Origin of the sequence: Achromobacter deleyi (assembly GCF_902859705.1) — a bacterium.
Lineage (GTDB): Bacteria > Pseudomonadota > Gammaproteobacteria > Burkholderiales > Burkholderiaceae_B > Achromobacter > Achromobacter deleyi.
Window position 1 is genome coordinate 394,608 of sequence record NZ_CADIJO010000001.1, and the last position, 14,164, is coordinate 408,771.

At 66.3% G+C, this 14,164-nt stretch carries 14 protein-coding genes; 4 read left to right on the forward strand and 10 right to left on the reverse strand.

All coding sequences use genetic code 11. From position 1 onward, the window contains the following. The first annotated feature begins 176 nt into the window (after positions 1-176). From pyrG to ftsB, 4 genes are all read left to right on the forward strand, one after another. Complete coding sequence (pyrG, locus tag HV798_RS01715) at positions 177-1,829, forward strand: CTP synthase (protein ID WP_175191068.1); 1,653 nt, start codon at positions 177-179, stop codon at positions 1,827-1,829. Between the two features lie 203 nt (positions 1,830-2,032). Beyond that, complete coding sequence (locus HV798_RS01720; protein ID WP_025137188.1) at positions 2,033-2,317, forward strand: DUF1330 domain-containing protein; 285 nt, start codon at positions 2,033-2,035, stop codon at positions 2,315-2,317. Positions 2,318-2,321: 4 nt separating this feature from the next. After that, on the forward strand, positions 2,322-3,608 hold the full coding sequence (gene eno, locus HV798_RS01725; RefSeq protein ID WP_175191069.1) for a phosphopyruvate hydratase: 1,287 nt from the start codon (positions 2,322-2,324) through the stop codon (positions 3,606-3,608). 64 nt (positions 3,609-3,672) lie between these two features. After that, positions 3,673-4,149: a cell division protein FtsB gene (gene ftsB / locus HV798_RS01730; protein ID WP_175191070.1), complete on the forward strand. Its 477-nt coding sequence runs from the start codon at positions 3,673-3,675 to the stop codon at positions 4,147-4,149. A gap of 75 nt (positions 4,150-4,224) precedes the next feature. Here the strand turns inward: ftsB and HV798_RS01735 are convergent, their stop codons facing one another. From HV798_RS01735 to HV798_RS01780, 10 genes are all read right to left on the reverse strand, one after another. After that, positions 4,225-4,968, reverse strand: coding sequence for a TadE/TadG family type IV pilus assembly protein (locus tag HV798_RS01735; protein ID WP_175191071.1), 744 nt, complete (start codon positions 4,966-4,968; stop codon positions 4,225-4,227). Positions 4,969-5,077: 109 nt separating this feature from the next. Further along, entirely contained in the window at positions 5,078-6,007 is a 930-nt protein-coding gene (gene hslO / locus HV798_RS01740; protein ID WP_175191072.1) for an Hsp33 family molecular chaperone HslO, read from the reverse strand. A gap of 85 nt (positions 6,008-6,092) precedes the next feature. Next, on the reverse strand, positions 6,093-6,614 hold the full coding sequence (locus tag HV798_RS01745) for a gamma carbonic anhydrase family protein (RefSeq protein ID WP_025137192.1): 522 nt from the start codon (positions 6,612-6,614) through the stop codon (positions 6,093-6,095). Between the two features lie 46 nt (positions 6,615-6,660). Then, positions 6,661-8,328, reverse strand: a complete 1,668-nt coding sequence (locus tag HV798_RS01750) for an acetate--CoA ligase (protein ID WP_175191073.1) — start codon at positions 8,326-8,328, stop codon at positions 6,661-6,663. 128 nt (positions 8,329-8,456) lie between these two features. Further along, positions 8,457-9,329, reverse strand: coding sequence for a UDP-2,3-diacylglucosamine diphosphatase (locus HV798_RS01755; protein ID WP_175191074.1), 873 nt, complete (start codon positions 9,327-9,329; stop codon positions 8,457-8,459). 139 nt (positions 9,330-9,468) lie between these two features. Continuing rightward, entirely contained in the window at positions 9,469-10,194 is a 726-nt protein-coding gene (locus HV798_RS01760; protein WP_175191075.1) for a site-2 protease family protein, read from the reverse strand. Positions 10,195-10,214: 20 nt separating this feature from the next. Further along, positions 10,215-11,123, reverse strand: coding sequence for a DUF2167 domain-containing protein (locus HV798_RS01765; RefSeq protein WP_175191076.1), 909 nt, complete (start codon positions 11,121-11,123; stop codon positions 10,215-10,217). 149 nt (positions 11,124-11,272) lie between these two features. Continuing rightward, positions 11,273-11,788, reverse strand: a complete 516-nt coding sequence (locus HV798_RS01770) for an RDD family protein (protein ID WP_025137197.1) — start codon at positions 11,786-11,788, stop codon at positions 11,273-11,275. A 124-nt stretch (positions 11,789-11,912) separates the two neighbouring features. Continuing rightward, positions 11,913-12,101: a hypothetical protein gene (locus HV798_RS01775; RefSeq protein ID WP_006393542.1), complete on the reverse strand. Its 189-nt coding sequence runs from the start codon at positions 12,099-12,101 to the stop codon at positions 11,913-11,915. A 251-nt stretch (positions 12,102-12,352) separates the two neighbouring features. Beyond that, entirely contained in the window at positions 12,353-14,158 is a 1,806-nt protein-coding gene (locus HV798_RS01780) for a THUMP domain-containing protein (protein ID WP_175191077.1), read from the reverse strand. Positions 14,159-14,164: the final 6 nt, after the last annotated feature.

Here is a 14,164-nt window from a genome sequence, read left to right on the forward strand (position 1 = left end):
AGAAAATCGGGGACGAACATAGCACGAAGCGCGCGACCGCCCCTGCCGCGGGCGGGCCCGGGCCGGGGCCGGCAAATGTTACTCCTCGTCGCTAGGGGAAAACCCAGACAAGTTTCGCCTCCCGGCTATAATCCAAATTTCCCGCACGCGCCCGCTCGTCCCGGGCGCTTATTACGATGACCAAATACGTATTTGTCACCGGCGGAGTGGTGTCTTCCCTGGGCAAGGGCATCGCCGCTGCGTCGCTTGCCGCCATCCTCGAGTCGCGTGGTCTGCAGGTCACCATGCTCAAGCTCGACCCCTACATCAACGTCGATCCGGGCACCATGAGCCCGTTCCAGCACGGTGAAGTGTTCGTCACGGAAGACGGCGCCGAAACCGACCTGGACCTTGGCCACTACGAGCGTTTCGTTTCCGCCCGCATGCACAAGGTGAACAACTTCACCACCGGCCAGATCTACGAATCGGTGCTGCGCAAAGAGCGCCGCGGCGACTACCTGGGCAAGACCGTCCAGGTCATCCCGCACATCACCAACGAAATCCAGGACTTCATCGCCCGTGGCGCCGATGCCGCCTGGAACGGCAATACCGATGTCGCCATCGTTGAAATCGGCGGCACGGTGGGCGATATCGAATCGCTGCCGTTCCTGGAAGCCGCGCGCCAGATGAGCCTGCGCATGGGCCGCAACAACGCGGCTTTCGTGCACCTGACGCTGGTGCCGTTCATCGCATCCGCCGGCGAGCTCAAGACCAAGCCGACCCAGCACTCGGTGCAGAAGCTGCGCGAAATCGGCATCTACCCGAACGCGCTGCTGTGCCGCGCCGACCGTCCCATCCCCGACGACGAGCGCGCCAAGATCTCGATGTTCTCGAACGTGCCCCTGGATGCGGTCATTTCCGTCTGGGACGCCGATTCGATCTACAAGATCCCGGCCATGCTGCACAAGCAAGGCGTTGACAACATCGTCTGCGAAGCGCTGGGCCTGACCCCGCCGCCGGCCGACCTGTCCATGTGGGACAACCTGGTCGAGGCGCTGGAACACCCCGAGCACCAGCTCACGATCGGCATGGTGGGCAAGTACGTCGACCTGACCGAATCGTACAAGTCGCTGACCGAAGCGCTGGTGCACGCCGGCATCCATACGCGTTCGAAGATCAACATCGAGTACATCGACTCGGAAGACATCGAAACCCGCGGCACCGACCAGCTCAAGCACCTGGACGCCATTCTGGTGCCGGGCGGTTTCGGCAAGCGCGGCACCGAGGGCAAGATCGCCGCCATCCGCTACGCCCGTGAAAACGGCGTGCCGTACCTGGGTATCTGCCTGGGCATGCAGCTGGCCGTGATCGAATTCGCGCGCCACGTGGCCGGCCTGGGCGGCGCCAACAGCACCGAATTCGATCCGTCGGCGCCGCACCCCGTGGTGGCCCTGATCACCGAATGGATGGACCGCGAAGGCAAGGTCGAAAAGCGTGACAATTCGTCCGACCTGGGCGGCACCATGCGCAAGGGCGCGCAACGCGTGCCGATCAAGCCGGGCACCCGCGCCCAGACCATCTACGGCGACGAAGTCAACGAACGCCATCGTCACCGCTACGAGGTCAACAACGTCTACGTGCCGCGCCTGGAAGAGGCCGGCATGGTGATCAGCGCGCGCACCCCGACCGAGAATCTGCCGGAAATGATGGAACTGCCCGACCACCCCTGGTTCGTCGGCGTCCAGTTCCACCCGGAATTCACGTCGACCCCGCGCGACGGCCACCCGCTGTTCTCCAGCTACATCCGCGCCGCCATCGAGCAAAAGGCTCGCCGCGGCCAGGAGGCCTGATGCGCGCCTGCGGCCGCGAGTTCCGCATGCGGATGCTCGCGGCCGCAGGCAGTCGACCTGGCGCCGCCCTGTACGGCGGCGCTTCTTTCGGATACAACCAATTAGCATCGGATATGCGTTGCCGGACCGCCTTGGGCGACACTGGCCGCTTCACTGTATCCGCCCGCTGATACCCGTCAACCCAACTGCCCTGAAGGAACCCCATGAGTGCTTACCTGATCGCCGATGTCACGGTGACCAAGCCCGCGCAGTACGAGGACTACAAGCGTCTGTCCACGCTCGCCATGCGTGCGTACGATGCCAAGATCCTGGTGCGAGGCGGACAATCCAAGCACCTTGAGGGCCGTGAGCCTGGCCGCACCGTCGTCATGGAATTTCCGTCCATGGCCGCCGCCCAGGCCTTCTACGACTCCTGGCAGTACCGCCGTGCCCGCAATGCCCGCGAAGGCGCGGCCGTCATGAATATGTTTATCGTTCAGGGAATGTAAAGTCATGAGTGCAATCGTCGACATCATCGGCCGCGAGATTCTGGATTCGCGCGGCAACCCCACCGTGGAATGCGATGTGCTGCTGGAATCCGGCGCCATGGGCCGTGCGGCCGTGCCGTCGGGCGCGTCCACCGGCGCCCGCGAAGCCATCGAGCTGCGCGACGGCGACAAGAGCCGTTATCTGGGCAAGGGCGTGCTGCGCGCCGTTGAAAACCTCAACACCGAAATCTCCGAAGCGCTGATGGGCCTGGACGCCCAGGAACAGACCTTCGTCGACCGTACCCTGATCGAACTGGACGGCACCGAGTCCAAGGAACGCCTGGGCGCCAACGCCATCCTGGCCGCCAGCATGGCCGTGGCCCGCGCCGCCGCCGATGAATCCGGCCTGTCGCTGTACCGCTACTTCGGCGGCAGCGGCCCCATGAGCATGCCCGTGCCGATGATGAACGTCATCAACGGCGGCGCGCACGCCAACAACACGCTCGACCTGCAGGAATTGATGATTCTGCCGGTGGGCGCGGGCAGCTTCCGCGAAGCCCTGCGCTGGGGCGCCGAAGTGTTCCACATGCTCAAGAAGCTGATTCACGGCCAGGGCATGTCCACCGCCGTGGGCGACGAGGGCGGTTTCGCGCCCAACGTGGCCAGCCACGAAGCGGCCATCCAGCTGATCCTCAAGGCCATCACCGAAGCCGGCTACGAGCCGGGCACGCAGATCGCCCTGGGCCTGGATTGCGCCAGCTCGGAGTTCTACCGCGACGGCAAGTACACCCTGGCCGGCGAAGGCGGCATCTCGCTGTCCTCGCAGGAATTCACCAACCTGCTGGCCACCTGGTGCGACAAGTACCCGATCATCTCGATCGAAGACGGCATGGCCGAAAACGACTGGGACGGCTGGAAGCTCCTGACCGACCAGCTCGGCAAGAAGGTGCAGCTGGTGGGCGACGACCTGTTCGTCACCAACACCAAGATCCTGCGCGAAGGCATCCAGAAGGGCGTCGCCAACTCGATCCTGATCAAGATCAACCAGATCGGCACCCTGACCGAAACCTTCGCCGCCATCGAAATGGCCAAGCGCGCCGGCTACACCGCCGTCGTGTCGCACCGTTCGGGCGAAACCGAAGATTCGACCATTGCCGACATCGCCGTGGCCACCAACGCCATGCAGATCAAGACCGGCTCGCTGTCGCGTTCGGACCGCATGGCCAAGTACAACCAGCTGCTGCGCATCGAAGAAGAGCTGGCTGAAGTTGCCTCGTACCCGGGCCTGGAAGCCTTCTACAACCTGCGTTAATGTAAGCAGGCTGCGGCAGGCGCCGCAGCCTCTTTCACGCCACGACTGCTGAGGGTTCCCGCGTATGCGCCTGTTGTTCCTGGTGCTGTTCGTGCTGCTAGGCCTGATCCAATACCCGCTTTGGCTGGGTAAGGGCGGGTGGTTCAAGGTCTGGGACCTGCAACGCCAGGTTTCGGCCCAGCGCGAAACCAACGAAGGCCTGCGCGCGCGCAATGCGGCGCTCGAGGCCGAGGTGCGCGATCTGGAAAATGGCTCGGGCGCCATCGAAGAACGCGCCCGCGGCGAATTGGGCATGATGCGCGACGGTGAAGTCTTCGTGCACATCCTGCCGCAGAACACCCAGCCGCCCGCTGGCGGCGCCTCGCTGGCGACTGACGCCGCAACCAAGCCCGCCACCGCCACGCGCGCCAGCGCACCGGCCGGGGCCGCCAGGCCGGCCGCTGCCAAACCCGCCACGCCCAGGCCCGCCACGACGCAACCCGCCGCCGCCCGCCCGGGCAACGCCAAGCCGGCCAACACGCCCCCTGCACGCCAGCAATAAGGCCGCGTCAGCGGCGGTAGCCCGCGGGTCTGTACCGACCGTCGCGGCTGCATTGTTGCGCGCCTCAAGGGCGCCTCAAGGGCAGCGCAAGCTGCGGCATGCCCCTGCCACCATGCCCGCCGGATAGGCCTTGCCAGCCGCCCAATCCACCGGGTGCGACTGCATTTCCATTTCAAGTTCCATGCCGATGGGCGCCAGCCCCCGAGCCCGCGCGGCCGACGCATAGCTGCCGTCGGCCTCGGACAGGGCCGCCAGCAACGCACGCAGCGGCGGCAGCATAGGCTGGTACAGGTAGGTCAGCCGCAGTTTGAGCGTGTTGGCGCGAAAGATGTCGCGCGGCTCGGGCAGCGGACGGCGCGCCTGCTGCAGATCCTGGTAGTTGTGGTCGATGGCGCGCAGGCCGCGCGGGGCGGTCGTGTCCAGCCCTGGGCGGGCGTGGTCGCGGAAGGCCTGGGCGTCGGGTTGCAGGACTTCGATGCGCCAGGGGGTACTGCCCATCAGGGCGGCCAGGCGCTCCAGTTGCCGGGATTGGTTCTGGCGGGCGCCGACCTGGCCCTGGGCATCGGCGTGCAGCGGCAGCAGCGCTTGCAGGAAGGCACTGCGGATACGGGCGGGATCGCCATGGGACGTGGCGCCGGCGCGCGCGCCTTCCATCAAGGCCAGGTGGGCGATCTGGCGAACGCCGTGCCAGCGGGCCGCCTCGACGGTCAATAGACCTGCCAGCAGCACGGCCATTGCGGCGACGGCGAATTCGATGGCGGCAGCCCCGCATTGACGCGGGCGCGCGGCGCCCGGGCGGGCAAGAAAAAAGGCGGTCATGGCCGGCCAGTGTGGCGCGGGCATGACCGCCTGTCGATCCGTGAATGCCGAGGGTATCGGCCCTGCACGTGGTGCTGTCGCGAGCTGTCGCCCAAGGGCGACAGCCGGATCAATGCACCGTCGGCGGGGCGTCGCCCGTGGGGGACGTGTTGGGCGTGAACAGGGCGGCGCAGTCGACGGCGTCGAAGGCGTAGGGCTTGCCACAGAAATCGCAGGACACGTCGACCTGGCCGCGTTCGGCCAGGATGTCGTTCACTTCTTCTTCGCCCAGCGAACGCAGCATGTTGGCCACGCGCTCGCGGGTGCAGGGACAGTGCCAGCGTACCGGCTGCGGGTCGAACGCCACCAGCGTCTCTTCCCAGTACAGGCGGTGGATCAGGGTGTCGATGTCGGTGGCAAGCAGTTCGTCGCGCTTGAGCGTGCTGGCCAGCGCCACGGCGCGGTCCCAGGTCTCGGCCGCGGCCTGCTCGCTCAGGATGGGGGCATCCGAGCCGCCATGGTAGGGCAGGCGCTGGATCAGCATGCCCGCCGCGTGGTCGGCGTCGGCGCCCAGCCACAGGCGGGTGTCCAGCTGTTCGGACGCCTTCATGTAGTGCTGCAGCGCCTCGGCCACGGTGTCGCCTTCCAGCGGCACGATGCCCTGGTAGGTCTGCTGGCCCGGTACCTTGCGCTGCGGGTCCAGCACCACGATGAAGCGGCCGTTGCCGCCGGGGTTCAGCAGGCTTTGCATGGTGCCGTCGGCCGGGACTTCATGGCCTTCGCGCACCTTGACGGTGGCGCGCAGGCTCAGGTCGGAACGGCATTCGACCACCAGCAAGGCGATCGGGCCGTCGCCCTGGATCTGCAGCACCAGCGAGCCGTCGAACTTGATGTTGGCGGCGAGCAGGGTCGACGCCGCGACCAGTTCACCCAGCAGGTGGGTGATGGCGGGCGGGTAGTCGTGGTTGGCCTGGACGGCTTTCCACGTATCCGTCAGGCGCACCGCTTGAACGCGGACGCTACGGTCTTCGAGGAGGTATTTTTTAAGCTGATCGGTCATAGGGGAATGTTAGCCGATCAGACGCCCCGATTTCCCCTGCCGGCAGCAGGGGCGTTGGGGTCACAGGAGGCTTCCCCTGGGGGCTTCAGGCCAGCCGCTTGAGCGCCGTCTTGTAGTGTTGGCCGCGCGCCACGTAATGGGCCGTGTTCTTGTGCAGATTGGCGATTTCGTCGGGCGACAGCTCGCGCACGATCTTGCCGATGCCGATGACCAGGGAATTGTCGGGAATGACCCGGTCTTCGGGGATGATGGCGCCGGCGCCGATCAGGCAGTTGCGCCCGATCACGGCGTTGTTCAGCACGATGGCCTGCATGCCCACCAGCGCGCCTTCATGGATGGTACAGCCGTGCAGCATGGCCTGGTGGCCCACGGTGACGTTGGGGCCGATGGTCATGGGACAGCCCGTATCCACGTGCAGCACGCTGCCTTCCTGGATGTTGGTGCCCTGGCGGATCAGGATCGCGTCGTTGTCGCCGCGAATGGACACGTGCGACCAGATGCTGACACCGGCCTCCAGGGTGACGTTGCCGATGATGTCGGCGCTGTCGGCCACGTAGGCGGCAGGATCGATGCGGGGAATGAGGTCGTCGAGCTGGTAAATGGGCATGCCGTGTCTCCGGATGCGGCGGCGGGCCAGGCGGCCCCGCCTGCCGTCAGTGTGGCTTGGCGGCCCGCGCGCGTTCTTCTTCGCGCAGGCGCAGGATGCGACGCTGGATTTTACCGGTGGTGGTCATGGGCAATTCTTCGACGAATTCGATTTCCTTGGGGTATTCGTACGGCGCCAGGCGCTCGCGCACGTGTTCCTGCAGGTTCTCGATGATGTCGCTGCGATCGCGCTGCGCGAATTCCGGGGTCAGTACCACATAGGCCTTGACCACCGCCCCACGCTCGGCGTCCGGCTTGGGCACCACGGCAGCGTTCGCTACCGCCGGATGGCCGATCAGGCAGCTTTCGATTTCACCGGGGCCGATACGATAGCCCGACGACTTGAAGACGTCGTCGGCCCGACCGGCGTACCAGAGGTAGCCGTCGGCATCCACCCGGGCCAGGTCGCCCGTCAGGCACCAGTCGCCCTTGAACTTGGCCTGGGTGGCGGCGTCGTTGCGCCAGTAGCCCAGGAACAGGATCGGGTCGGGGTAGCCGTGGATGTCGTTGCGGTTGACCGCGATTTCGCCGGTTTCGCCGGCCGCCACGGGCTGGCCCGCATCGTCCAGCACGGCGACGCGGTGGCCCGGGTAGGGGCGGCCCATGCTGCCCGGCTTGGCCGGCCAGCGCTTCTGGCTGTTGCCCACCACATAGTTCATTTCGGTCTGGCCGAACATCTCGTTGGGCGTGACGCCCAGCGCGGACTGGCACCACTCGAAGACGGTCTCGCCCACGCTCTCGCCGGCGCTCATGATGGAACGCAGGGCCAGCTGGTAATGATTGCGGGGCTCCGGCACCGTTTTCATCATCATCTTCAGCGCGGTGGGGAAGAGGAAGGTGTTGGTGACCTGGTAGCGCTCCATCAGTTCGAAAGCGCGTTCGACCGAGAAGCGTCCGCGGGTGCCGACGATGGGGTGGCCGAAATACAGCGTGGGCAGCAGCGCGTCCATCATGCCGCCGGTCCAGGCCCAGTCGGCGGGCGACCAGAACACGTCGGCGGGCCGCGGGAACCAGTCTTGCGAGGCCACGAAGCCCGGCAGATTGCCGATCAGCACGCTGTGGGGCAGCAGGGCGCCCTTGGGCGCGCCGGTGGTGCCGGACGTATAGAGCAGGATGGCCGGGTCCGACGAGCGGGTGGGCACCGGCTTGAATTCACTGGGTTGGCGCGCCAGCAGGCTGCGCCAGGGCAGCACGCGCTCGTCGGCGAAACCGATGCCGATGATCTGCTGCAGGGCGGGGCAATGGTCGCTGACGGCCAGCAGGTTGGCGCTGGAGGCGTGGTCGACGATGGCGACGCGGGTGTCCGAATCGCACAGGCGGCTTTGCAGGGCTTCGGGGCCGAACAAGGTGGACAACGGCAGTACCACGCCGCCCACGCTGTAGATGGCCATGTGGGCGACGACGGTTTCCGGGCGTTGTCCCAAAACCACACCGACCCGGTCGCCACGGCCCACGCCCATCTTCACCAGGCCGTTGGCCAGTTGATTGGCGGCCTCGGCCAGCCGCGCATAGGTCCAGACCTCGCGGTTGCCGGCTTCATCTTCGTAGTAGATGGCGATGCGCCGCGCATCCGGACTACTGGATGCCCAGCGGTGGCAGCACGCTTCCGCAATGTTGAACTGGGTGGGAACCAGCCAGCGGAATGATTGGTAGAGCGCCTGATATTGGTCGTTCATGGCCCTATGTTGTAAGCATGTTGCAGCGTGAACGGGTCAGTTTTTGCCCGTTGCCCCAACTGCAAGCATGACCTAGAGGGCCGTGAACTGCAATATCCCCGTTGCGTAACGGGGACGTATAAGGGTTATCACGGGTGTTTGCCCTGGCGGCGCAGGGCGGAAGGCAGTGCGGGCAGCGACAGGGAACGCGGCTTGCGCTGGGCCGGGTCGGCCTGCCGTTCGGCCTGGATGGCGGCCCAGTCCAGCAGCTGCAGCTGGCCGTCGTGGGTCTCGGCCAGCGCCGACAGGCTTTCCACCCAGTCGCCGTCGTTGCAGTAGAGGATGCCGCCCACGTCGCGCAGTTCGGCCTTGTGGATGTGGCCGCAGACCACCCCGTCCAGGCCGCGGCGGCGGGCTTCGCCAGCCAGCGCTTCCTCGAAGTCGGTGATGAACGACACCGCGTTCTTGACCTTGTGCTTCAGGTACTGCGACAGCGACCAGTAGTGCAGGCCCATGCGGTGGCGCAGGCGGTTGAAGTGATGGTTGATCCACAGCGCCAATTGGTAGAGGCCGTCGCCCAGGTGCGCCAGCCAGCGGCTGTGCTGGATCACGCCGTCGAACTGGTCGCCGTGCAGCACCAGCAGGCGCATGCCCTTGGCGGTCACGTGCACGTCCTCGTCCAGGATCTCGATGTCGCCGAAGGCGAAGCCGGCGAACTCGCGGGCGAATTCGTCGTGGTTGCCGGGGATGAACACCACCCGGGTGCCGTTGCGCGCCTTGCGCAGGATGCGCTGGATCACGTCGTTGTGGGCGCGCGGCCAGTGCCAGTGCTTGCGCAACTGCCAGCCGTCGACGATGTCGCCCACCAGGTAGAGGGTGTCGGAGTCGTTGTGCTCAAGGAAATCCAGCAGGAATTCTGCCTTGCACCCGGCGGTACCCAGGTGAATGTCGGAAATCCAGAGAGCGCGCCAGTGCGTGGGGCGGATTTCGTTCACGGTCGTATCCATGTGGGCTGTCGTCATGCCTGGGAATGAGACCATCCCGCGATGACGGGGACATGAAGAATCCGTGACGCTGTTGTGACCGCGGCGCCATTTATGCGCGCCGAAGTGTCGTTCAATGGGGGGCGTGGGGGGGCGTCAGGCAGGCGCCATGCGCGAATCAGCCGCGCAGATGCCCCAGCATCTCGTGTACGTCGTGGGCCATGATGGCCAGCACGCACACCAGGCCCAGGTAGGCGCAGGTGTAGGTCAGCTTGCTTTCCAGCGTGGTGCCGTAATAGGCCTGGTTCTCGGGCAGCGTGGGGTCGTACTTGAAGGCCCGCAGCACATTGGGAAAGGCCAGCACGGCCACCAGGATCAGGATAGGGCTGGGACGCCAGAAGAACAGCGCCACCAGCACCGGCACGCCTACCAGCCAGATGCGTGGCGACAGCACCGCGGTGATGCGGCCGCCGTCAAAGGGCGACAGCGGGATCAGGTTGAACAGATTGATGAAGAAACCCGCGTACGACAGCGCCAGCAGCAGGTCGCTGCCGGTGCTGCGCGCGGCAAAATAGCAGGCCAGCGACGCCACGGTGCCCGCCAGCGGGCCGCCCAGGCCCACATAGGCCTCGGTGTCCGCGTCATGCGGCATGTCCTTGAGCTGGATCCAGGCGCCCACGAAGGGAATGAATACCGGGGCGCCCACATCCAGGCCGCGCTGGCGCGCCGCGATGTAGTGCCCCATTTCGTGCAGCAGCAGCAACAGGACAAAGCCCGCGGCGTAGCGCCAGCCGAACACCAGGGCATACGCCGCCACCGACAGCAGCATGGTGCCGCCGGTGGCCAGCAGCTTGCCGAACTTCAGGTACTTGAAGCCCGACAGCAACAACAGGATCAGCTTCATCGTTCAGGACGCAAGCCGGCTCAGGGTTGGGCCTGATCGGCCTTCTTGCCGCGCATGCGCTTCCACAGACCGCCACCCAGGGCTGCGGCGGCCAGGATGCCGACCTTGGCGAACTTGGCCAGGAAGGCGGCGATCACGGCGAACAGGCCCAGCTTCTTGGCGGCCACGCCGGCCACCAGCGCGGCCAGGCCGTATTCGGCCACCTTGTCGGTCGACGAATTGAAATCGGCGTAGCGCTTGCCTTCGACGTACTTCAGGTTGTCCAGCAGCGTCAGCACGGCGGTCTTGTCCTTGGGCACCAGGCTCTTCTGGGTGATCAGGTCCAGCGTGATGTAGCCGTCACGGCCCAGTGCGTAGGTGTTGTAGTTGACCGTGGGGTTGTCGTTGGCGGTGTCGCCCTTGTGCTTGACGGCCACCGACCAGACCAGGCGCTGCGTGTTGCTGTCGTACTTGGGCGATTCGACCCAGCCGTCCATCACCAGTTCGGGGAAACCGCGCTTCTTGCGTTCTTCGTTGGACTGGTCGGTGCCTTCACGCAGGCTGTCCAGCAGTTCGTTGACGTTCCAGTTCTTGGCGTCGTCGTCCTTGATGTAGCCGGCCTTGTCGAAGTTCACGGTGATGACCCAGTCGTCATCGTCGCTCTTGGGCATGACCACGCCCAGGAGCGAGGGGTCCTTGCCGTTGCCGTAGGCGGCCATCAGGCGGTCGGCCTGGGCGCGCGGCACGAAGAACATGGATTCAGGCAGGTGCACCACGGCCTGGTCGCCCAGCTTGACGTCGGCCGGGCCCTCCTGGGCAGCGGCGAAGGCGGCTTTCATGGCCGCTTCGATTTCCTGCTGTGCAGCGGCGTTCTGGGCGGACGCGCCCAGGGGCAGGAACAACAGCACGCTGGCGGCGGCCAGCGACAGGCGGGAAAGGAAAGCGCGCATGATTTTTTTGAGGCGTCTGTGAAAGGGGCCTCATTGTCTTTGCGACTGACTTTCAACTTTCTGAAAGCATGCGTCGAATTCGACGCACGATTTTGCTATTTGTAAGCAGGTATGTTCAGCTGGCGGTCAGCGCCCGCGTTGGTGCGATATCAGCGCGCTTTCTTGCGTTGCGGCGCATTGCGCAGGCGGGTGCCCAGGATGCGGTCGTGCAGGAACTGGCCGTCGGGGTCGAACCAGGACCACACGAAGATCGCGAAAGGCGCCGCGACGATGAACATGTCCACCGACGCCCAGCCCGTGGCCATGGCGGCCAGCTTGACCAGCGCGGCGCCCGCCAGCACCAGCGGCCAGGCCAGCACGTAGCGCAACACCAGGCGCGGGGTGGACGGCGTGTTGCCGTCGCGGTCGACCAGCCGGATGTTCCAGGTCTTCATGGGCAGGGTCTGCCCACGGCGGCGCCAGCACAGCACGAAATAGGCGCCGATGGCCACGAACAGCCACGCCTGGCGGGCCGATCGCAGTTCCAGCGCGTTCTTGCTCTGGGTCAGCGTGTCCATCAAGTAGCCTGCCAGGAACACCACGCCAAACAGCAGCACGGCTTCGTACATCATGCAGGCAAACCGGCGCAGCCGGTTGGGAGTCTGGTCAAGGAGGGTGTCGGTCATGGGCCGGTATTATCCGACAAAGCGGCCGACCATAAAAAAAACCCGCCGGTAAGGGCGGGTCTATAAAAGGGGCTATGCAGCCCCCAAGGGGAAAACGGTCAGGCCCGAGGGCCTGGGGCCATGCTCAGGCGGCGGAGTGCGCGTTCTTGGCGCTCGTCTTGCCAGCCAGGGCACGGACGCCGTGGGCCAGCTTACGCAGGCCTGCGGCCAACGCACGCATCGGATGCGGGCGGAATTGTTCTTCGATGGCCTGGAGCATCAGTTGACGCTCGAGTTCGTCGGTCAGGCGGATGGTGTTGTTCGGGTTGATCACAATAGCCTCCACGGGCTTGCACAGTTGTTTAGCTACTAGGGATTACCCGAATTATAGGGTTAACCCTGAAACTGTGCAAGCGTCCGGTGCATTTCGGCAACACCATGGTGCTGATGATGCCCCAAATCGGCGCTGCGGGGCACCATAAGCAAAGATACGGGCGCCATGTTGCGGCGCTTTTACAACGAGCGGGGGGAGGGGGCAGGCAGGCCGCCGCCCAGGGGAAAGCCCCCGGGCGGGGTAGGGGAAGGTCAGGCGTCGCGGTAGCCGGCGGCGACCAGTTCGAAGCCGAACAGGCGGCAGTCCAGGGCGCCGTTGTGCAGCGGCACGCGGCGCTTGGGTTTCAGGCGCATTTGGTTGGGCAGGGTCATGTCGCTGGTGATGACGTGCAACTGCCAGCCGGCGAAGTTGCGCTTCAGGCAGGTGGCCCAGTCGCGCCACAGGTCTGCGTCCGGTTCGGTCAGCATGCGCTCGCCGTAGGGCGGATTGGTGACGATCCAGCCGTGGTCGGCCGGGGCCTCGATCTGGCGGGCATCGCCCACTTCGAAACGGATGGAATCGGCCGTCAGCCAGGCGCGTTCGGCGTTGTTGCGGGCAAATTCCACGGCCTGGGGGTCCAGGTCGTAGCCGACCAGGGGCGCGTCCAGCTGCGGCAGGATGCGCGAGCGGGCGTCGTCCTTGAGGTCGCGCCAGCGGTAGGCGTCGTGGTCACGCAGGCGCTCGAAGCCGAACGGGCGCGAAATGCCGGGGGGCACGCCCAGGGCGATCCAGGCCGCTTCGATCAGGATGGTGCCGGATCCGCAGAAGGGGTCCAGGAGCGGTGCGGCCGGGTCCCAGCCCGCCAGCGCCAGCATGCCGGCGGCCAGGTTTTCGCGCAGCGGCGCTTCGCCCTTGTCCAGGCGCCAGCCGCGCTTGAACAGCGATTCACCGGAGGTGTCCAGGTACAGGGTGGCGGTGTGGCCGGTCAGGAACAGGTGCACGCGCGCGTCGGGGCGGACCGTGTCGATGCTGGGGCGTTCGCCTTCCAGTTCGCGTAGCCGGTCGCAGATGCCGTCCTTGGCGCGCAGGTTGCAGTACTGCAGGCTCTGCACGGGGCTCTTGATGGCGGAGGTGTCGACGCGCAGGGTCTGCTCGGCGCCGAACCAGCGTTCCCAGGGGGTGTCGCGGGCAAGGTCGAGGATGTCGTCTTCGTGCGAGATCTCGGCGTGGGCGACCTGCACCAGGATGCGGGTCGCCAGGCGCGAATACAGGTTGGCGCGCTGCACGCCGGACCAGTCGGCGGTGAACGAGCAGCCGGCGCGGCCGGCCTGGGCGTCGTCGTAGCCCAGCGCCTGCATTTCGGCGGTCAGGGCTTCTTCGAGGCCCTGCGGGCAGGGCGCGAACACCTTGAAGATTTCAGCCTGGCGGGTTTCGCGCGGACGGCGGCTGCGCACTTCGACGACGGGCTCGCGGTCGCGATGATCGTGGTCGTGGTCGTGGTCGTGCGCGTCGTCGTGGCGGCCGGCCGAGGCGTGGCCCGCGTCGGCGGCGTCATCGTAGTCGGGTTCGGGCGCGAATTCGGGGGCGGGGCCGTCGTCTTCGAACGGGTCGTAGAAGCGGCCGGCCGGGGTGGCAGGCGCGATGTACTGGTCGTCCAGGCGGGGCGCACGCTGCTGCGGGCGGCCGGAACGGGGACTGGGCGCGGCGTCGCGGCGCGGGTTGTCGTCGCGGTTGCGGTCGGACGACGGGCCACGGCTGCTGGGGCCTCGTGCCTCCTGGCCGCGCGAGGCCGGGCCGCGGCCGGACGGGCTACGGTCGGAGGCGCCGCGGTCCGCGGAACCGCGGCCGCCGGAAGCGGGCTTGCGGGCGTAACGCGCGGCTTCTTCTTGCTGGCGGCGTTGATAGCCTTCCGGGTCCTTCTGGCGTTCGATGCTTTCCTTGGTGCGCTCGTTCTGGGCGACCAGGCGGGCGCGGGCGCCGGTGCGCACGCGCTTGGGCGCCTCTTCGGCGTGCGCGTCGCGCGCGGTTTTCTTGATCGTCAGCGTCTTGCGCGGGCGGTCCTGGTCATCAGCGGACATACGAAT

Bases quoted from the DNA above. Each gene is read 5' to 3' on its own strand.
- HV798_RS01760 (WP_175191075.1), bottom strand. From the start codon at position 10,194: ATGAAGCTGATCCTGTTGTTGCTGTCGGGCTTCAAGTACCTGAAGTTC.
- hslO (WP_175191072.1), bottom strand. From the start codon at position 6,007: ATGACCGATCAGCTTAAAAAATACCTCCTCGAAGACCGTAGCGTCCGC.
- HV798_RS01780 (WP_175191077.1), bottom strand. From the start codon at position 14,158: ATGTCCGCTGATGACCAGGACCGCCCGCGCAAGACGCTGACGATCAAG.
- HV798_RS01770 (WP_025137197.1), bottom strand. From the start codon at position 11,788: ATGACCGACACCCTCCTTGACCAGACTCCCAACCGGCTGCGCCGGTTT.
- pyrG (WP_175191068.1), top strand. From the start codon at position 177: ATGACCAAATACGTATTTGTCACCGGCGGAGTGGTGTCTTCCCTGGGC.
- eno (WP_175191069.1), top strand. From the start codon at position 2,322: ATGAGTGCAATCGTCGACATCATCGGCCGCGAGATTCTGGATTCGCGC.
- HV798_RS01745 (WP_025137192.1), bottom strand. From the start codon at position 6,614: ATGCCCATTTACCAGCTCGACGACCTCATTCCCCGCATCGATCCTGCC.
- HV798_RS01750 (WP_175191073.1), bottom strand. From the start codon at position 8,328: ATGAACGACCAATATCAGGCGCTCTACCAATCATTCCGCTGGCTGGTT.
- HV798_RS01720 (WP_025137188.1), top strand. From the start codon at position 2,033: ATGAGTGCTTACCTGATCGCCGATGTCACGGTGACCAAGCCCGCGCAG.
- HV798_RS01755 (WP_175191074.1), bottom strand. From the start codon at position 9,329: ATGACGACAGCCCACATGGATACGACCGTGAACGAAATCCGCCCCACG.
- HV798_RS01765 (WP_175191076.1), bottom strand. From the start codon at position 11,123: ATGCGCGCTTTCCTTTCCCGCCTGTCGCTGGCCGCCGCCAGCGTGCTG.
- ftsB (WP_175191070.1), top strand. From the start codon at position 3,673: ATGCGCCTGTTGTTCCTGGTGCTGTTCGTGCTGCTAGGCCTGATCCAA.
- HV798_RS01735 (WP_175191071.1), bottom strand. From the start codon at position 4,968: ATGACCGCCTTTTTTCTTGCCCGCCCGGGCGCCGCGCGCCCGCGTCAA.